This is a genomic window from Paenibacillus sp. URB8-2 (assembly GCF_013393385.1).
In the GTDB taxonomy this organism is placed as follows: domain Bacteria; phylum Bacillota; class Bacilli; order Paenibacillales; family Paenibacillaceae; genus Paenibacillus_AQ.
The window spans coordinates 420,448-438,170 of sequence record NZ_AP023239.1; the positions used below are offsets into that span (position 1 = coordinate 420,448).

Consider the following 17,723-nt stretch of genomic DNA (forward strand, 5'->3'; position numbering starts at 1 on the left):
TGACATGGGTGAAAAAAGGTACATGCGTTCCTTTTGCAGCTTGCCACCGCAAATCCGCGTCTTGGGAGGAATTTCGGTTCTTTTTTATTCCGGAATTCGCGGGGCTTTTTCCTTGTATTTGCAATGAGTTGCAGACAGCGAGTACAGGACAAGGGCGCAAAAAAACCGCATGGCAAGCATGCGGACGACAGGTTTGGGGCCGCTACTGCGAAACCCGCGCTTCCTGCTGAACGAGTGAACGGTATCTTTTGAGCATGAACACCCTCCAGTGCACGATCATTCCGAAAGCCAGAATGAAGAACAACCCGCCTGACTGCGGAATCGAGATGTAGCGGTCGATGAATTCATGCAGCAGCGTGCGCACCAGAAGCAGTCCGAGCAGAACAAAAAAGAAGCTTTTGGAGCGTTTGGCGTAAATAAGCCCTTCCTTTTCGTGAAAGGTGGTCGTCTTCATAAGCGGATAAGCGAATATGAACCATCCAGCAAGAAAAGCGGCAAGCGCCCACCATAGAGGAACTCTGACCTCGGGAACGACGAACATCATGAAGCCGGTCGACATGCCCAGCGGCGGAATGAGGATTTTGCGGATGGTAACGGGGCGGTCGCTTGACTTTAATCGGATAAAAATAACCATCAGCGCCATAAGCAGCGCGCCCAGGGTGGAACCGATATGCAGAAACGACGGATTGATGCTGCCCATGATTCACGTTCCTCTCTGAAATAAAAGTGGATTGTGCGTACGTTATGTACATATTATAACAGATATGCCCTCAGCCGCCTAAATGCCGCGCCCCAATGGAGAGATCCGCGCTTAAGCGTGAACGGCAAAAAACCGCCCGGCGGCAAGCCGAGCGGTTATATTGAAATATAAGACTTTATAAGCTGCGCGATTATCGTTTGGTCTTATATTTCTACGAGAAACGGTACCTAAAAGCGATACTCGTATCGCTACTTCGGAAGCTTAAGCTCCCTAAAAGGACGGCGAAGCCGTTTCTTCTTGCGTAAGCAGTATGTTTTTTAAACACGCTGTTTCAAAGGCAAAGTATTCAGGAACGGGTTCGTCCGCCCATTGAACGCATCACAAGACTTACGATCGCAATCAGAACGATTGCTCCGATCAGGGACGGCAGAACGTAGAAGTCGCTGACACGAGGGCCCCAGTCACCCAGGAAACCGCCCAGCCAAGAACCCAGGATACCTGCAATAATGTTTCCGATAATGCCTCCTGGAATATCTCTGCCCATAATCAGACCTGCCAACCAACCAATAATACCGCCGACAATCAGCATCCATATGAAACTCATTTTGCTTCAGCTCCTTTAAGGTTTTTGTCTTGGATGCTAACTATTAACCTCGTGCGGAAGGTTTAAATCAGGTGTCACATTTTGCCGAAAAGAAGGGAGGACGGCTGGATCGTCAGTGACGGGAAGCGATAAAAAATTAGTCGGGCAACCGGGTAAGTCCCCCTTGTGAAAGGGTAATAGAGAGTGGAGATCCGCGCTTTCAGAGCGCTTCGGATCCATGTCGAATCTTATACTGGTTATAGAAGGAGATGCTGCCATGAAACGTCCAGATGAAGTATTGTTATATGTCGGAACTTACAATTCCCCAGACAGTCCATCCATTTATTTATGCGGACTCAATCCCGGCGACGGCGAAATGAGGATCATCCGGGGGACTGCGGGAATCGAGAATCCGTCATACATAACGTTGAACGGTGCAGAGAATGTGCTGTATGCCGTCAGCGAAAAAGATGACGGGGAGGTCAGTGCCTTTTCCGTAGATCCCGAAACGAAAGAGCTGTCCCTGCTGGGCAGCCGGCGGACAGAGGGCGGGGCTCCCTGTTACGTCTCCGTCAGCGCGGAGGGAGATTATGTGTTTGTCTCCAACTATTCCGGAGGCAACGTCAATGCTTTCCCGGTGAATGAAGACGGTTCGCTCGGGGAAATGTCCTCCCAGGTCTTGCATGCCGGGAAGGGCTTCCGCGAAGACCGGCAGGAAGCGCCGCATCCGCATTCCGTGACCCCGGCGAGGAGCGGGAGGCGGGTGCTGGTCTGCGATCTTGGCATAGACCGGATCGTGAGCTACCTTTACGAGAACGGTGAACTGGCAAAGCACCACGAGGCGGCGCTTCCGGACGGCTCCGGCCCCCGGCATCTGGCGTTCCACCCGAGCGGGAAGTGGCTGTACTGTGTCAATGAACTGAACTGTACAGTGACGGTATTTGCGGTCAACGAACAGTCCGGAGAACTTGAAATGCAGCGGCATCTGTCCACATTGCCGGAGCAGTACACCGCCGGAAGCGATGATACCGCGGCCGATATCCATTTCTCTCCCTGCGGCAGGTTCTTGTATGTGTCCAACCGCGGGCATGACAGCATCGTGCTGTTCCACATCGATGAAAGCTCCGGCTTGCCGGAGGCGATGGATTGGCAGAGCACCGGCGGCCGCACGCCGCGTAATTTCGCCATTGCCGGAGGCATGCTGCTTGCCGCCAATCAGAACAGCGGCAATATTACGTCGTTTACGATCGACAGCGAGAACGGCAGGCTGATTCCGACGGGCAATGAGCTGGAAGTTCCTGCTCCGGTCTGCATTGCGCCGCTGAAATAATCGTCTGCGGCAACCGTTTGCGGCATGTCGAAATATTTTTTTATACGCTGCAAAAATTTAGAAGGATATGGAAAAGAAAGCGCGAATATGTATTCTTGACAAGATGCTTGTCGTTTTCCATAACTGGGAATAAGGGGGATAGAATGGACGATTTGGCGGAATCGGTAGGTAAGGAAATCGGGGAAGGCATGCGAGCCTATTTTGTCGTACCGCACCTGTACGAGCACGCCATGGCCTGCATCGAAGAGAAGCTGAGAGGGAGGATGCCGTTCAGCAAGCTGACCGTGCTTCACTTCCGCGCATTCGGAGGGACGGGTCATGCCGTTTTTCGGGCGGCCGCAGCGGTTGAACTGATGGTCCTCAGTGCGGATATAATCGATGATCTTCAGGATAAGGACAATGACTTGACGGCATGGAGCCGGATGAGTCCGGAAATTGCGCTCAACATTGCCTTTGGACTGACGCTCGTTTCCCAGCAGATGATGCTTACCGGCGATTTCCCGTTGGAAGTGATTCACAAGGCTGTACAATTCATGAACACCCAGACTCTTGCGGCGATTAACGGACAAACGACAGATCTGCTCAACGATATCGGGAGCGAAGAGGATTATCTCCGCATGGTCAAGCAAAAGTCGGCTGGATTCGTGGTTGCCGCCTGCATGATCGGCACGCTGCTGGCCACCGGCGAATGGAACGGCCAGGTCAGAGATTATGCTGAAGAGCTCGGAATCGCCGATCAGATCAAGAATGATATCCGTGATCTCCTGGACTGGGAAAGAAGCGATTTCAAGAATCGCAAAAAGACGCTGTCCACGCTGTATCTGCTTCAGTTCATCGCTGAGGAGGACCAATGGATAGCGGATTACTTTGAAGGACGCCTCCGGGTGGAGGAGATCAGCCACCGCCGGGAGGAATTCGAAAGAGCTATAGAGCGGACGGGAACCTTTCTCTATACCTCTGTTCGGATGAGAACGTATTGTTACAATTATTTGCAGTTGGTAGACAAGCTGGATATTGACGCTCACTGGAAGAACCGTATCATCACCCTGTCCGAATAGACCGGAGCGTAATAATCGATTGGGGGAATTGTCCATGTTAAAGGAAATCGTTCAAGTTTTGGTGAAAGATCCCGCAGCAGCCCATCGTTTGAAGAACGGCCAGTTTGAACTCGCTGGAGTCAGCGAAGTGGAGCAAAGAGCATTGCTTGCTGCATTGGGGGACAGAAATGGATTTGGCAAGGATGTACAACTCGGAGCCTGGGATACGGTCAAAGCGCAAGCGGCGTTCTAATCTGCAGGATTCAACAAACAGCCTTAATCCGATTCATTTCGGATTAAGGCTGTTTGCATGAGGGAAGGATGACTCCCGCCCGAATAAAAGCCGATATCGTCAAGCGTAATGGCATCTCCGCCGCCAAGAAGATAAAAAGTGATCTGCGCCAGCCGCGCCGGATCAAAAGAAGGATTCTTCCCCCGGAACAGGCCGAACGGAAGCTCATACGTCTGAAAGACCGCTTCGGAGGGCTTGCCGTACTTGCCGTCGCCGATCCGCTTCTCCAGCCAGGATGTCCGGGCGAACTGCGTCTGTGGCAGCTGCAGGGGCTGCATGACCTCCGACAGCGGCAGCCGCGCCTTATTCCCCAAGCGGTCGGTCAGTTCAACCGCCACCTGAGGCGGCAAGCCGGAGCCTGAATCGGCGTTGCGGTTGGCCATGGAGAAGGACAGACCGTCCGCGCCGTAGAGCGCGGCGTCAGTGGCGGGTCCGGCGTTCAGCGAAATCCGGTAAAAGGCTTCTCCGTTCTCAACCGCCCTGCGTTCCAGGAAGGCTCCGTAAGTCCCCTTGCCTCCTCCCTCGCGGTCTTTCGCCGTCTCCTCCGTCCAGCGCAGTCCTGCTGCCGTAATCGTGCCGCTGCGGCCGGCCGTCGTCTTGTCCCGGTCCTCTTCGTAGTCCGCGATACCTCTGAATCCGCCATCCTGGTAGCGATTGAAGTACGATGTTGTCTTAGGGAGCCACCCCCGCCCGCGGCGGTAATCCCGGAACAATCCGGCGTATTCCCGTCTTCCGTGCAGCGCCGTCTCCAGATAAGCGGAGAGATACACCTTGGCGATCTGCTGCTGCTCCTCTTCTTCCATGATATCGCTCCGGCTCAGGAACAATCCGGTCGGAAACGCCAGATCGAACAAGCCCCAGTCGCTGTTGAACTGGCTGTGATTCGCATCTCCGATATACAGCGATGTCTTGAACGAATCCGTATTCGCGGAATAGAAAGAACGGATATACTGCCGGTCTCCATAGAAATCATGCACATCCCCGTCCCGCGCGCCCTGAAGGGTCATATAGCTGATGTCCTGAAGCCGGGCCTGCTTGCCGTCGACCGTCTGGTCGGTGGGAGCCAGCGCGGCCACCGCCGAGATATGAAAACGGCTGACCGATGCCAGCGCGGGATCACCCTTGAACCAACGCTGTGCGTCCGCCGCCATAGCGACAGCCTGGCCGCCGCGGCTGTGCCCGATTAGAGCCGTCTCGGCAAAGTCGATTTTATTGTAAAAAGGGTTATCCGGCGTATCCGAGAAAGCGGCGAGCTGTTCCAGATGCTTCAGAATGATCCAGGCACGCAGCTTGTAGTCATCCTCCGGGATTCCGGACCAGGCGGAATAATTCAGGAAATTCTCGTCCAGAGAGATGGCGATGAATCCGCGGCTGGCCAGCAGTTCTCCGAGATAGGCGTAACCTCCGTCCGAGAAATCCTCCATCATATGATTGCCGTGCACCATAAGCACAAGCGGAAAAGGGCCGTCTTCCTCGGGCATCCATACCCGCCCGTTCAGGGGCAGTGATTCCGGATCGAAGCCCCAGAACAGCGTGCGCAGCGGGGACCACTTCTTCATATAGGAAGAAGCGTTCACCGAAGAAGAGCGGACAGCCGCCTCTTTCCCGAATTCGGCGCGGTGCCGGTCGCTGCCGCCGGCATAAGTGAAGCTCCGGTAAGCATACGGGCCGGGGACTCCCGGATTGGCCGCGGCCAGCGGAACGACGGCTGCGGAGGAAGCGGTGTCCGCAGCCGGGCCGGATACTTCCGCTTTGTCCGGATCGGCTGCGCGTTGAAGCTGAAATCCGTCGACCGGAATGAACGGAAGGGTCGCCAGCGCCGCCAGAAGCAGCAGTCCCGGCAGGATTCTTCCGGTCCGCAGAAGACCGACGCCAACGCCTGCCAGCGCTCCGAAAGCGGCGGCTGTGGCTGCGACGGCGGCTGCAGCGCCGGCGGTGACATGGGAATTGCAGAGAATCACCATGACAATTCCTGCGCCGCCGAGCAGACAGCCTGTGAACAGCCGCGGAAGACGCAGCCCCGCCAGCGCGAGCAGCGCGGCGGCCAGGTGGCCGACCGCTGCCAGCAGAGCTGTCCCGATTCCGGCGGCCAGCAGCAGATCCGCCGGCTTTCCCAGACCGGTAGGAGCCCCCAGCATGACGGCTGCAAACACCGCGAAGCTTATCATCCAGGGACCGGCAATCCCGCTGCGCCATATTCGCGTATCATAGCGGTAGGTTTCGCGGATTCTGCGTCCCAATATTTCAATAACAAGTCTGTGCCGTCCGGGCCTTTCCGGCGCGGGCGCTTGTCCCAATTCCAAATCCATCTTCGTTTCCCCCGGCTTCGTCCTCTATGGATTCTCCATTAAGATGTAGCAATAATAGTCTTTTGCCTAACGTCTGACAAGGGGGGCTTGCAGGATTTCAACGTTAAAATAAGTGGTTGACAACTAGACTAGAGGCCATTATTATAAGTCCATAACCTACTATTTTGGTAGGAATAATAAATGATTATTCTTGCTGTACAGACGGAGGAACCCGCGGCAAGGAACGCAGCGGCTGTTTTGCCGGTTTGCGAGGAAACGAGTTTCCTCTGTCTTTTATTGCAAAAAAAACACGGGTACATTCAAACGGGGGAGTGGATTGAAATGAGAAAAGGCTTGAAAAAGGGATTGTTAACAGGGTTTACGCTGCTGCTGACGGCGGGTCTTACGGCTTGCGGAAGCAACAACAGTGCGGAGAACGGAGCTTCTTCTTCGGCGGCGCCTGCGGCGTCGGCTGGCGCAGCGCCTTCGGCGGCGGCATCACCTGCACAATCGAAGGAGCCGGTGGAGCTGCTGAACGTCTCCTACGATCCTACGCGTGAATTGTATGAGAGCTATAACAAAGCTTTTTCCGCTTATTGGGAGAAAGAGACCGGACAGAAGGTGACGATCAAGCAGTCGCATGGCGGTTCCGGCAAGCAAAGCCGTGCCGTGCAGGATGGTCTGGAAGCGGACGTCGTGACCCTGGCGCTCGGATATGATATCGATGCCTTGCAAACGGCCGGTCTGATCAATGAAGGCTGGCAGAGCAAGTATGATCTTAACAGTTCTCCTTACACCTCGACCATCGTGTTCCTGGTTCGCAAGGGGAATCCGAAAGGTATCAAGGACTGGCCGGATCTGCTGAAGGACGGCGTAGAGGTTATCACTCCGAATCCGAAGACCTCGGGCGGGGCCCGCTGGAATTACCTGGCCGCTTGGGGTTATGCGCTGGATCATAACAACAATGACGAAGCCAAGGCGCAGGAGTTCATCAAGAACCTGTTCACGCATGTGCCCGTGCTTGATACCGGCGCGCGCGGATCGACAACAACCTTTGTGGAACGCGGAATCGGCGATGTGCTGATTGCCTGGGAGAATGAAGCTTATCTGTCCGTAAACGAGCTGGGCAAGGATAAATTCGATATTGTATATCCTTCGGAGAGCATTCTGGCGGAGCCTCCGGTAGCCGTGGTAGATAAAGTGGTTGATAAGAAGGGAACCCGCGAGGTGGCGGATGCCTATCTGAAATATCTGTACAGCGAAGAAGGACAAAAAATCGCTGCAGAGAACTACTACCGTCCGACGCTGGACAGTGTCAAGGAGCAATTCAAAGACAAATTCCCGGATATTAAGCTCTTCACGCTGGCCGACAAATTCGGTACGTGGAAAGAGACGCAGGAGAAGCACTTTAACGACGGCGGCGTCTTCGACAAGATCTATGTGCCGGGTAAATAATGAAATCTGCGGAGTAAAATAGCTAGGCGGTGCTGATCGGCCAAGCGGAGCCGAAGGCGAAGAAAGGATGAACAATCGATGAGTGTCACTGCTAAGGAGACGCGGCGGGGCGTGCTGCCCGGATTCGGCCTGACGATGGGGTACAGCATTTTATACTTGAGTCTTGTAGTGCTTATCCCGCTGGCGGCGCTGCTGTTCAATTCCACGGGGCTGACCTTTGCCAAGTTTTGGTCGGTAGCGAGCGACCCTCGGGTCCTCGCTTCCTACCGGGTCAGTCTGACCACAGCGGCGGCGGCGGCATTTGCGGACGCCCTGTTCGGTCTGCTGCTTGCATGGGTGCTGGTGCGCTACCGGTTTCCGGGAAAAAGAATCTTCGACGCCCTGATCGACCTGCCGTTCGCGCTGCCGACAGCGGTGGCGGGCGTGTCGCTGACGGCGCTGTACTCCGGAAACGGCTGGATTGGCTCGCTGCTTGAGCCGCTCGGCATCAAAGTGGCGTTTACGCCGCTGGGCATTACCTTGGCGCTGATGTTCATCGGTATTCCTTTTGTTGTACGCACCGTTCAACCCGTACTGGAAGATATGGAGAAAGACACGGAGGAGGCGGCAGCCACTCTGGGAGCCGGACGCTGGCGCATTTTCCGCAAGGTGCTGCTGCCGGAGCTGATTCCGCCCCTGATTACCGGCTTTGCCCTGGCCTTTGCCCGGGGAATCGGCGAGTACGGCTCGGTGGTGTTCATCTCGGGCAACATGCCGATGCGGACGGAGATCGCTCCGCTGCTGATCATGTCGAAGCTGGAGCAGTACGATTATGCCGGAGCGACAGCCGTGGCGCTGCTGCTTCTGCTGATTTCCTTCCTGATGCTTCTTGTAATCAATATGCTCCAGAGCTGGACCCGTAAGGCGTCGCGTTAAAGCTCATACGCCGAATATTCAAGGAGGAATAAGCATGGCTGGAACTGTCCCTCTTCGCACCGGGCAGCGGCAATCGGCTGTATCTTCGGCTGCCGTGAACGAATCGTCCGCGGTCAAATGGTTGCTGATTGGAGCTGCAGGGCTGGTGCTGCTCTGGCTGATCGTGCTGCCGCTGACCATTGTGCTGACTGAAGCGCTAAAACAGGGCTGGAACGTATACTGGGCCGCCCTGACCGATCCGGACGCCGCATCGGCCCTGCGGTTGACCCTGCTTGTAGCAGCCATTACCGTGCCGCTGAACACGGTATTCGGCGTAGCGGCCGCCTGGGCCGTAGCCAAGTTTAAGTTTCGCGGCAAGGGAGTGCTCATTACACTCATTGACCTTCCCTTTGCCGTCTCGCCGGTTATTGCCGGCCTCGTATATGTTCTGGTCTTCGGCGCGCACGGCTGGTTCGGCCCGTGGCTCGACGCGCATGATATCAAAATTGTATTCGCCTTTCCGGGAATCGTGCTTGCGACACTGTTCGTAACGTTTCCATTCGTGGCGCGTGAACTGATCCCGCTGATGGAGGACCAGGGCACTCAGGAAGAGGAAGCGGCGCTTACGCTCGGCGCCCGGGGATGGCAGATCTTTTTTCGCGTAACGCTTCCCAATATTAAATGGGGCCTGCTCTACGGCATTATTTTGTGCAATGCGCGGGCGATGGGCGAGTTCGGCGCGGTCTCCGTCGTCTCGGGCCACATTCGCGGGGAGACTAACACGCTTCCACTGCATGTGGAGATTCTCTACAATGAATATCAGTTCTCCGCTTCCTTTGCGGTTGCATCGCTGCTACTGCTGCTGGCGCTCGTAACGATGGTAATTAAAAGCTGGCTGGAACGTAAAACCAGCTATTGACAAATTGTAGAAAACCATGCTAACTTAAACCATAGTATACGGGTTGGAAATAAAGGAATTCGGTATGGAGCGGCAATCCGCTGCGGAAAGAAGAGGGGGCACGGTGAATGGCTAAACCGCTGAAGGTGGATGAAGTTTGGCTGGAGAGGATTGCGGGACTTCTGGACAATATGGAATTCGGCTCTCTGCATATTGTGGTGCATGAGGGGCAGATCGTGCAAATGGAGCGGACGGAACGCAAACGGTTCGAGAACGCTCCCGCACGGCACAGCGGGGAAGCCGGAAGCCGGCGTCCCGATACCCGTGCGGCAGGACGAGGGTAATCTGCAAGTCCCTGATATGCATAGGGTAAGCACTTAATTAGATGTTTTGATCCGCAGACAGCGGCCCGCTCCCGGGATATGGGAGCGGGCCGCTGCTGCGTTTATTAGGCCTGTGACTTAGTAACGGGGCGTCCGCCGCGCCGATGAAATACCCTCGATCAGCAGAACCAGGGCTGTTATGGCGTGCATGATCCAACCGACGATCGGAATAAAGGCGACAATGGAAGTGACGACACCGATAACGTTGCCGATGACGGGACCGCGCTCATTATACAGCACGGCAATCGCAACGGCATGGAGCAGAAATGCGATCCCGAGCGGCAGCCAGGCGTGGGCGATTACGAATGCGCCGCCGATGATCGGAAGCGCCAGAAAAGCCTCGTAAGCGAAAGTGCCCCATTTAAACAGTTTTCCCCAAGGAGACATCTCCTTCACCAACCTTTCTTTATTATTACTATTCCATAGAACATGCGGTGATACAAGGTTTGCCGTCCTGTACCGTCTCCTGAATAGGGTTATTTTCAACCGCTTGACGAATTGGGTAATACTCGTTGTGGGTCATTAACGATTGCAGGAGGAAGCGCAATATGGATTATGAATTAATTACGATCAAGCTGGTCACCGGTTTCATCGGCTTATGGATAATGACGCGGCTGCTCGGGAAGAAGGAGATTTCCCAGCTTACTCCCTTCGATTTTGTCTCCGCGCTAATGCTGAGCGAAATTGTTGGCAATACCATTTACCAGGAGGATGCGCATTATTGGCAGCTCGTTTACGGACTGGTGCTATGGGGGGCATTGTCCTATTTATTCGAAAAAGTGACGCAGCACGCCAAACGGATGCGCACGCCGCTGGAAGGGTCAACCTCCGTCCTGATCTGCAACGGCAAAATCGACATGAAGGAAATGAATCGCAACCGGCTCGATTTCGGACAGCTGCGGATGATGCTGCGGCAAAAGGATATTTTTGCGTTGGAGGAAGTGGCGTATGCTATATTTGAGAAAAACGGCTCGCTCAGCGTGATCAAAAAGCCGGATTACGAAATGCCGGCTAGAAAAGATCTGGGAATGCCGCATGAGGAGGCTTCTTTTGTCTACTCGCTCGTAGAGGGAGGAGACATACTGGAGGACAATCTGAAGAAGATCGGAAAGGATAAGGCTTGGCTGGAAAGCGGGCTGAGGGACGAGGGATACCGGGATGCCGCATCTTTGGCTTTTGTGGAATGGAGCAAAGACGGAGGCTTTTTTGTTATGGAGCGTTAAAGGTCAATCTTTAATGAGAATTTCGATGCGGGGAAAGGAACGAAAGCGACAATGAATGAAGTGAACAAGGTGGAGATCCGCCGCGGGGCGCCGTCCGTTGAGGACTATTTAAATCTGCGGCTTGAAGCGGGCTTAAGCCCGATGAGCCGGGAGGGGGCCGAGATTGGCCTGCCGCGTTCGCTGTTTGCGGTAACGCTGGTTGAGAACGGCGAAACCGTCGGCATGGGACGGGTGATTGGAGACGGGGGATGTTTCTTTCAAGTCACGGATATTGCTGTCAAGCCTTCCTGTCAGGGACAGGGGCTTGGGAAAGCGATAATGAGAGAGATCCGAGATTTTCTAGATACGGTGCCCGTCCCCTCCTACGTCAGCCTCATTGCTGATGGAGAAGCAGCGAAGCTGTACGGCAAATTTGGATTTGTGTCCGTACATCCGGAGTCTCAGGGGATGTTTTTGCGCCGCTGAATCTTTGTCTTGTGAACAAACTGGGACTGATTTTTGGTCCAGCCGATATGTCTGTACGGAGAAGCGATAATGATTACAAGAGACGGAGAAAAGTGGGGATTATATAAGATGGACTTGAAAAAATAGCATCAGGATAAGGAGTAACGAAGGAGAAGCGTGGAACTGGGGGAGCGATAGCGGCCGCCTCTGTCTACGGATTTCATCCGCGAAGAGCGCTATAAATCGAGGTGCAATGCGGATAAAAGGGAAAAGCTCCATCTAAATCGGACAGGTGCTGTGGTATTTGCCTTCACGTCAGAAATTAGAAGGAGATTTCCGTCCAATGTCTTGAAAAAGTCTCCGTTCAGAAAAATAGGGAGATGTTTTCCCGTTGTTTAGAGTTGGACACACGCTATGTCACTTGATTTACGGACGATGACTCTTCCGCTGCCCCACATCGAATCGTGGATGAACGAGGAAGGAAAGACTGAGCATGAAAAATTGTAAAGCCGAAAGAGAGGAAAGGGATATGAAAATCGTACTGTTCGGCGCATCGGGAACGATTGGCCGCGCCATCCTGGAAGAAGCGCTGAAGCGAAAGCATGAGGTAACGGCGGCGGTCCCGCGGCCGGAGGTGCTGGAAATTCAGCACAGCGGGCTGCTTACGCTGTCCGCCGATCTGCTGAGACCGGAAGAGGTCGCGGGGGCCGCCAAAGACCATGAGGCTGCAATCAGCGCCTACGGTCCGGAATTCGGAGCGGAGGGTGAACTGCTTGAGGTCGCGCGCTCGCTGGTCGAAGGACTAAAGACGGCCGGCGTGAAGCGGCTAATTGTGGTTGGTGGCGCGGGAAGTCTGAAGACGGACTCGGGAGACCGGTTGATGGACACGCCGGAGTTCCCGGAGGAGATAAAGCCGCTGGCGGCGGCCCACGCCGACGCTTATGAAATCTATGCGCAGTCCGGTCTTGACTACACGTATGCCAGCCCAGCCGCGATCATTACGCCAGGGCGGCGTACGGGGCAGTTCCGTGTCGGACTGGACAGGCTCGTCGTGGATGAGAACGGCAAAAGCGAGATCAGCGCCGAGGATTACGCCGCCGCGGTTGTCGATGAATTGGAGGAAGGGAATTTCATCGGGTCGCGGTTCACGGTGGGGTATTAACGCGCATGCAAGGGAAGGGGAGAACAGGGAATGCATTTGGTGACGGCGGAAGAAATGCGGCGGCTCGACCGCATCACGATTGACCGGCTGGGCATTCCGGCGGTCGCGCTGATGGAAAATGCCGGGCGTGCCATCGCGGAGGAGATTATCGCCCTCTGCAATCGGCGGGGCTGGGCCGGCACTGCAGGTGGCCCGCGGCAGGGAGGCGAAGCGGCGCGGGACAATGGCGCGCCGTGGAATGCCGGAGCGTGGGCGGCAGGCGGCGCCCACGGAGAAGCGGCCGCGCCGGGAGCCGGCGGAACGCGGCGTGCTGCCGCGCGAAGCGGCGTGCGCGGTGATGCCGCCGCCGCAGGCATGACGCCGAGCAGCGGCGGGAACGGCGGCAATGGCGGCGATGCCGGTGCCGCGGGCATGGCGCCGCGCAGCAGCGGCCCGGGCGGCGCTCCGGCGGGCGCGCCGAAGCTTGTCATCAGCGGCGATGCCGCGCTGATGACGGAGCATGCCGAGAGCGAGCATTGGCTCGTGCTCGTCGGCAAGGGCAACAACGGCGGCGACGGCCTGGTCGCCGCCCGGTATTTGCGCGAGGCGGGCATCGCCGTCTCGCTCTTGTACGCGGTCCCGCCGGAGTCGCTGACCGGCGAGGCCGCCCTGCAGCGCGATGCCGCTGCGGTGATGGGTCTGCCCGCTGCCGTGCATGGCGGCGGCAGCCCAGGCTTCGCCGGGTACAGCGGCATCCTGGATGCGCTGCTGGGCACGGGCGCCGCGGGAGAGCCGCGCGGCGCCTATGCGGAGCTGATTGCCGCGGCGAACGCGAGCGGCAGGCCGTCGTGTCCGCGGACATCCCGAGCGGGCTGGATGCGGACACGGGAGAGAAGCATGAGCCGTGCATTCAGGCGTCGCTTACCGTCTGCCTCGCCTTCCTCAAGCGAGGCCTGCTCCAGTACCCCGGGCGGGAGCCGCCGGCCGCATCGTCGTCCGCTCGATCGGCATTCCGGCAGGACTCGCCCAGGAAGAAGGCTTGTCCGTCTATTGGCTGACGTCCGCCGTTCTGGAAGGCGTGCTGGGCGTCGATGTCTCGCGCCGCCGCGCGCCCGACGGGCACAAGGGCACTTACGGCCATGTGCTCGTGGCCGCGGGCAGCCTCCGCATGGGCGGCGCCGGCCTGCTCGCGGCCCGCGCCTCGCTGCGGGCGGGCTGCGGGCTTACGACCTGGGCGGTGCCTGGCAAGCTGCTGCCTCTTCTGGTCGGTGCGGCTCCCGAGCTGATGCTGGCCGATGCCGGAGGAGAAGCGGACGGAACCTGGAATGCCGCGGCTGCGGAAGAAGTGCTGAAGCTCGCAGGTCAGCGGGATGTGCTCGCGATAGGTCCGGGAATCGGGCGGTTCGAAGACGACAAGGCCTGGCTGAAGGCCATTTGGGAAGGCGCGGAGTGTCCGCTGGTGGTGGACGCCGATGCGCTGAACATCCTGGCCGAGTGTGATTACGGGTCATGGCGGCAGCGCCGGGCACCCGTAATCCTGACGCCGCATCCCGGCGAAATGGCCAGACTGGCCGGTGTTCCGACGAAGGAGGTCCAGCGGGACCGGACCGGTCTGGCATTGTCCTTTGCCCGGGAGCGTGGCGTAACGCTCGTGCTGAAGGGAGCGCACACGGTGATTGCCTCGCCGGACGGCAGGGTCTTCGTCAATACGACCGGCCACCCCGGAATGGCCACCGGCGGCGCGGGTGACTGCCTGACGGGTATTATCGCCGCTCTGCTGGCGCAGGGGTTGGACGGCGCTCAGGCTGCGGCGTTCGGTGTCTATCTGCATGGACTGGCGGGCGAAAGGGCGGCGCTCCTCCGGGACGATCCGGCGTCGGTTATCGCTTCGGATATAATCGAGGCTCTTTGAATGAACCTGCTGCGCGGAAGTCTTACGGTTCTTGCCGGCGCGGCGCGCTCAGAGCAGCAGCAGGCAGAGCAGCGGGACGAACAGGGCGAACACGGGCAGCAGCGCCGGAATGCGCTCTCCGGCATGCTGGGTCAAGCGGAACAAGAGCAGTGCCGCAATTCCGGGAAATGCGCTGTCTGCCCAGCCGCTTCCCTGGTCATGGGCAAGCCACAGCCCCGCGCCGAATCCGGCAAGAGCATAAATGATCGGGACCACGGCCTTTGACCGGGTTCCCGTCAGCTTCAGCAAGCCGTCGGCCAGGAGCGAGACGGTAAGGGCATAGGCGTATACGTTGTAGGCCGGAGCGGACAGCCAGCCTGTGGCGGAATGTGGCAGAACAAGAGACAGCAGTCCCAGCAGCGTGAAGGTCAGGCCGGCGGCGGACAGCTTGCTCAAAGCATACATGCCCGCCGTCAGGCGGATGGACGGGACGTTTTTGATCCGGACAGGTTTCATACCGATTTCTCCTTTGGTGAATTGTATTCTTCGATACGAAGGAAGGCCTCAGGTCGTAACCATTTCCCCTCCGTCGACATGGATGCACTCCCCCGTTACATAGCTGGAATCGGAGCAGGCAAGATACACATAAGCTCCGGCGAGCTCGTAAGGCTGGGCGGCACGCTTCATCGGCGATTCCAGCCCGAAGACGCTAACGTCCTCGGCAGAGAAGCTGGAGGGGATGAGCGGCGTCCACACCGGCCCCGGCGCGACGCTGTTAACGCGGATGCCTTTACCCACAAGCGAAAGGGCGAGGGAGCGGGTGAACGAGACGATGGCTCCCTTGGTCGATGAATAGTCGATCAGCTCTTTATGCCCCTGATCGCATTCGATCAGCAGACAGCGTCTTCTCAGCTGCTCGATGCGCCGCCGCGTCTCCTCGGAATCCGATCTTTCCCACAGATAAGCGATGGCGATATCCGCGCCCTCTTTGGCAAAAGCGATCGCGGCTGCCTTGCCGATTCCGCTGTCTCCGCCGGTGATGAGCGCGACCTTTCCCATCAGCTTCCCGCTGCCTCGGGATTCGGGATCTTCGCTGATCGGACGGGGCTGCATCAGACTTTCGAGTCCGGGCTGGCGGTTCTGGTGCTGCGGGGGGGAACGTAAGCGGCTGCTCTTAACAGACCGTTTTTTGCCCGTAATAGGGATACATGGGGTTCACTGGCGGTATTCCTCCTTGGCGCTCGCATCGACTTCCCGGGATGGTATATCTCTATGCAACCGCCCAGGCAAGGGTGCCCGCCCGGGGAGTTTCATGGCGGCATTCGACTGTTGACGGTCGAGCGTGAGGGGCAGGCACACGATTGTCCGCAACCCGGCCCACTCGCTAATTCTGTTCAGTCTGTATCGGTGTAGAGTGGCCGGTGGCAGGGCGTTTACCTGCAAATCTGCAGGTTTGTCAGGTGAAATTCCCGTTGGAAGAAGGAAAGACTGCAATTGTGCAGTTTTTTGAGCTTGCGAGGCACCAAGGGGGAGATCGGAGGAGAAATGCCTGCACAATTGTAGGAATTGGGTCTGGAAAGGTGGAATTCCACGGAAAAAGATGTATAAACGCAGGAATGACCGTAGCCCGGCCTACTAACTAATATGAAGACCTAGCGCGGAATGGAGCCTCTCGGCGTCATGAAGACCTGGCGCGGGATGGAGCCTCTCGGCGTCATGAAGACCTAGCGCGGAATGGAGCCTCTCGGCGTCATGAAGACCTGGCGGAGAATGGAGCCTCTCGGCGTCATGAAGACCTGGCGCGGAATGGAGACTCTCGGCGCGCCGACGCAAAAGGCCGGGCAAGGGAATGCAATCCCCTGCCCGGCTTTTTTACATAGAAGGAGCGGTCCGCTCCATTTATTATTGTGCTGTGATGTACAAATCCACGCCATCGGCTTTCGTCTGGAGTCCAAATGCTTTTGAGACGAGATCCAGGCTGACGTAGGTTTTACCGTTAACAACGACCGAAGGGGACTCGACTTGCTGCTTCGTTCCCTGCGCATCGAGGAAGAAGCTGTCGCCCGATTTAAATGTCGCTGTTTTTGCATCATATTTGAATGTAATAGACTTTGTCTTCGAGTTGAAGGTTACACCGGACGCCTTGGTTCCGGAAAGCACGCCCGCCAAATTGCGGATCGGAATCAGGGCTTGTCCTTTGTAATCGAGCATGTAAATATCTTGTTTCATATCGTTCACATATAGATTGAAGCCATTCACCTGGGTAATCGTCGCAAAATTAACTTGCTTGTCGATCGCCTTAATGACCTCAACCACATATTCGCCTGTCCAGATGCCGGCGTTTCTGCCGCTCGTAGGATTCCAATGCTCATCATGTCTGCCTGCATCGGACATCCCTCTGATGCCTACGAAAGGAATGTGGAAGCCGTTCGCCACTTGAGCCACGGAAGCCGTCTCCATATCCTCCGCCATCATGCCCAATACCTCATTGGTCCACAGAATCCGATCCACTTCATTGTTGAATTGGTCGGCGCTGCCGATCGTTCCGGCAAAAACGTCCCCGTGCATGTACTTTCCTTTTACCGACATAGCGGCTTCAACCAGTTCCGGCGTGCTTTTGAACGTTTTGTATTTCATCAGGTTGTCTTCGTCATCCCGCACATCGGTCGTCATCATATTCCATGTTTCCGGTTTGCTGCCTTCGCCCGCTTTTCGGGTCGGGGAGATCGTGTTGATATAATTGATCAGTTCTTTACCGACGACAATGTCGTACAGATGCGTCTTCTCATCATGGCCTCCGGCTGTGCCCTGATTAATGATCGCACGCGGATGGAAGGTATTAATGAGCAGTGTTGTCGAAGTGGCCGCATTGACCATCCCCATCTCCGTACGGCTTACAATGACGGGGATTCCGTCAATTTTGCCTATGTAGTAGCTGTACATGCCGACTTTTTGCGTTTTGTATTGGCCCATTTCTTTAAGCAGCGATTCGATTTCGACATCAAGCGCTCCCTGTACCGCGATAGGGGCCGGCTCCGCAGTCTTCGCGGCGGCGGCAGACGGATGATAGGTGAAGCTGCTGATCACAACCATACAAAATACGATTAACATTGCTGAGGCTTTTTTCACTCTTACACTCCTCCAAGTAATATTCATTTTTTAAT

General features: G+C 56.6%; 17 protein-coding genes and 1 pseudogene. 11 read left to right on the forward strand and 7 right to left on the reverse strand.

The window, feature by feature from the left end:
- Positions 1–202: 202 nt before the first annotated feature.
- Both PUR_RS01990 and PUR_RS01995 read right to left on the reverse strand, forming a co-directional pair.
- Positions 203–700: a CcdC family protein gene (locus PUR_RS01990; protein ID WP_179033797.1), complete on the reverse strand. Its 498-nt coding sequence runs from the start codon at positions 698–700 to the stop codon at positions 203–205.
- Between the two features lie 346 nt (positions 701–1,046).
- On the reverse strand, positions 1,047–1,304 hold the full coding sequence (locus PUR_RS01995) for a GlsB/YeaQ/YmgE family stress response membrane protein (RefSeq protein WP_038693228.1): 258 nt from the start codon (positions 1,302–1,304) through the stop codon (positions 1,047–1,049).
- Between the two features lie 256 nt (positions 1,305–1,560).
- On the opposite strand from PUR_RS01995, the gene PUR_RS02000 reads away from it, so the two are divergent.
- The 3 genes from PUR_RS02000 to comX all read left to right on the forward strand — a co-directional run bounded on the left by PUR_RS02000 (position 1,561) and on the right by comX (position 3,903).
- Entirely contained in the window at positions 1,561–2,613 is a 1,053-nt protein-coding gene (locus PUR_RS02000; RefSeq protein ID WP_179033798.1) for a lactonase family protein, read from the forward strand.
- A 143-nt stretch (positions 2,614–2,756) separates the two neighbouring features.
- Positions 2,757–3,671, forward strand: a complete 915-nt coding sequence (locus PUR_RS02005) for a polyprenyl synthetase family protein (protein ID WP_179033799.1) — start codon at positions 2,757–2,759, stop codon at positions 3,669–3,671.
- 34 nt (positions 3,672–3,705) lie between these two features.
- The gene (comX, locus tag PUR_RS02010) at positions 3,706–3,903 is read left to right on the forward strand and encodes a competence pheromone ComX (protein ID WP_179033800.1); all 198 of its coding nucleotides are present in this window, start codon (positions 3,706–3,708) and stop codon (positions 3,901–3,903) included.
- A gap of 23 nt (positions 3,904–3,926) precedes the next feature.
- On the opposite strand, the gene PUR_RS02015 is transcribed toward comX, so the two are convergent.
- A complete protein-coding gene (locus PUR_RS02015; RefSeq protein ID WP_179033801.1) occupies positions 3,927–6,251 on the reverse strand; it encodes an alpha/beta hydrolase in 2,325 nt (774 codons plus the stop codon).
- A 321-nt stretch (positions 6,252–6,572) separates the two neighbouring features.
- On the opposite strand from PUR_RS02015, the gene PUR_RS02020 reads away from it, so the two are divergent.
- The 4 genes from PUR_RS02020 (at position 6,573) to PUR_RS02035 (ending at position 9,821) form a co-directional block, all read left to right on the forward strand.
- Positions 6,573–7,685 carry a sulfate ABC transporter substrate-binding protein gene (locus tag PUR_RS02020; protein WP_179033802.1) on the forward strand — a complete coding sequence of 371 codons (1,113 nt, stop codon included), beginning with the start codon at positions 6,573–6,575 and terminating at the stop codon, positions 7,683–7,685.
- Positions 7,686–7,763: 78 nt separating this feature from the next.
- On the forward strand, positions 7,764–8,600 hold the full coding sequence (gene cysT, locus PUR_RS02025) for a sulfate ABC transporter permease subunit CysT (protein WP_179033803.1): 837 nt from the start codon (positions 7,764–7,766) through the stop codon (positions 8,598–8,600).
- A 34-nt stretch (positions 8,601–8,634) separates the two neighbouring features.
- Complete coding sequence (gene cysW, locus PUR_RS02030; protein ID WP_179033804.1) at positions 8,635–9,498, forward strand: sulfate ABC transporter permease subunit CysW; 864 nt, start codon at positions 8,635–8,637, stop codon at positions 9,496–9,498.
- 107 nt (positions 9,499–9,605) lie between these two features.
- A complete protein-coding gene (locus tag PUR_RS02035; protein WP_124697615.1) occupies positions 9,606–9,821 on the forward strand; it encodes a YezD family protein in 216 nt (71 codons plus the stop codon).
- Between the two features lie 117 nt (positions 9,822–9,938).
- On the opposite strand, the gene PUR_RS02040 is transcribed toward PUR_RS02035, so the two are convergent.
- Positions 9,939–10,247 carry a hypothetical protein gene (locus PUR_RS02040; protein WP_179033805.1) on the reverse strand — a complete coding sequence of 103 codons (309 nt, stop codon included), beginning with the start codon at positions 10,245–10,247 and terminating at the stop codon, positions 9,939–9,941.
- Positions 10,248–10,408: 161 nt separating this feature from the next.
- Between PUR_RS02040 and PUR_RS02045 the strand changes: the two genes are divergently transcribed.
- The 4 genes and pseudogenes from PUR_RS02045 to PUR_RS02060 all read left to right on the forward strand — a co-directional run bounded on the left by PUR_RS02045 (position 10,409) and on the right by PUR_RS02060 (position 14,580).
- Positions 10,409–11,083, forward strand: a complete 675-nt coding sequence (locus PUR_RS02045; protein ID WP_179033806.1) for a DUF421 domain-containing protein — start codon at positions 10,409–10,411, stop codon at positions 11,081–11,083.
- 51 nt (positions 11,084–11,134) lie between these two features.
- Positions 11,135–11,548 (forward strand): GNAT family N-acetyltransferase, encoded by a 414-nt coding sequence (locus tag PUR_RS02050; RefSeq protein WP_179033807.1) that lies wholly within the window; start codon positions 11,135–11,137, stop codon positions 11,546–11,548.
- A 508-nt stretch (positions 11,549–12,056) separates the two neighbouring features.
- Entirely contained in the window at positions 12,057–12,689 is a 633-nt protein-coding gene (locus PUR_RS02055) for an NAD(P)-dependent oxidoreductase (protein ID WP_179033808.1), read from the forward strand.
- 30 nt (positions 12,690–12,719) lie between these two features.
- Positions 12,720–14,580: pseudogene (locus tag PUR_RS02060) on the forward strand (NAD(P)H-hydrate dehydratase).
- A 48-nt stretch (positions 14,581–14,628) separates the two neighbouring features.
- On the opposite strand, the gene PUR_RS02065 reads toward PUR_RS02060, so the two are convergent.
- The 3 genes from PUR_RS02065 to PUR_RS02075 form a co-directional block, all read right to left on the reverse strand.
- On the reverse strand, positions 14,629–15,075 hold the full coding sequence (locus tag PUR_RS02065; protein WP_179033809.1) for a hypothetical protein: 447 nt from the start codon (positions 15,073–15,075) through the stop codon (positions 14,629–14,631).
- Between the two features lie 48 nt (positions 15,076–15,123).
- Entirely contained in the window at positions 15,124–15,672 is a 549-nt protein-coding gene (locus PUR_RS02070) for an SDR family oxidoreductase (protein ID WP_179033810.1), read from the reverse strand.
- A 789-nt stretch (positions 15,673–16,461) separates the two neighbouring features.
- Complete coding sequence (locus PUR_RS02075) at positions 16,462–17,688, reverse strand: phosphorylase family protein (RefSeq protein ID WP_179033811.1); 1,227 nt, start codon at positions 17,686–17,688, stop codon at positions 16,462–16,464.
- Positions 17,689–17,723: the final 35 nt, after the last annotated feature.

Coding starts and splice junctions, on each gene's coding strand:
- PUR_RS01995 (WP_038693228.1), bottom strand. CDS start 1,304: ATGAGTTTCATATGGATGCTGATTGTCGGCGGTATTATTGGTTGGTTG.
- cysW (WP_179033804.1), top strand. CDS start 8,635: ATGGCTGGAACTGTCCCTCTTCGCACCGGGCAGCGGCAATCGGCTGTA.
- PUR_RS02015 (WP_179033801.1), bottom strand. CDS start 6,251: ATGGATTTGGAATTGGGACAAGCGCCCGCGCCGGAAAGGCCCGGACGG.
- PUR_RS01990 (WP_179033797.1), bottom strand. CDS start 700: ATGGGCAGCATCAATCCGTCGTTTCTGCATATCGGTTCCACCCTGGGC.
- PUR_RS02020 (WP_179033802.1), top strand. CDS start 6,573: ATGAGAAAAGGCTTGAAAAAGGGATTGTTAACAGGGTTTACGCTGCTG.
- PUR_RS02005 (WP_179033799.1), top strand. CDS start 2,757: ATGGACGATTTGGCGGAATCGGTAGGTAAGGAAATCGGGGAAGGCATG.
- PUR_RS02070 (WP_179033810.1), bottom strand. CDS start 15,672: ATGCAGCCCCGTCCGATCAGCGAAGATCCCGAATCCCGAGGCAGCGGG.
- PUR_RS02040 (WP_179033805.1), bottom strand. CDS start 10,247: ATGTCTCCTTGGGGAAAACTGTTTAAATGGGGCACTTTCGCTTACGAG.
- PUR_RS02055 (WP_179033808.1), top strand. CDS start 12,057: ATGAAAATCGTACTGTTCGGCGCATCGGGAACGATTGGCCGCGCCATC.
- comX (WP_179033800.1), top strand. CDS start 3,706: ATGTTAAAGGAAATCGTTCAAGTTTTGGTGAAAGATCCCGCAGCAGCC.
- PUR_RS02035 (WP_124697615.1), top strand. CDS start 9,606: ATGGCTAAACCGCTGAAGGTGGATGAAGTTTGGCTGGAGAGGATTGCG.
- PUR_RS02045 (WP_179033806.1), top strand. CDS start 10,409: ATGGATTATGAATTAATTACGATCAAGCTGGTCACCGGTTTCATCGGC.
- cysT (WP_179033803.1), top strand. CDS start 7,764: ATGAGTGTCACTGCTAAGGAGACGCGGCGGGGCGTGCTGCCCGGATTC.
- PUR_RS02050 (WP_179033807.1), top strand. CDS start 11,135: ATGAATGAAGTGAACAAGGTGGAGATCCGCCGCGGGGCGCCGTCCGTT.
- PUR_RS02000 (WP_179033798.1), top strand. CDS start 1,561: ATGAAACGTCCAGATGAAGTATTGTTATATGTCGGAACTTACAATTCC.
- PUR_RS02065 (WP_179033809.1), bottom strand. CDS start 15,075: ATGAAACCTGTCCGGATCAAAAACGTCCCGTCCATCCGCCTGACGGCG.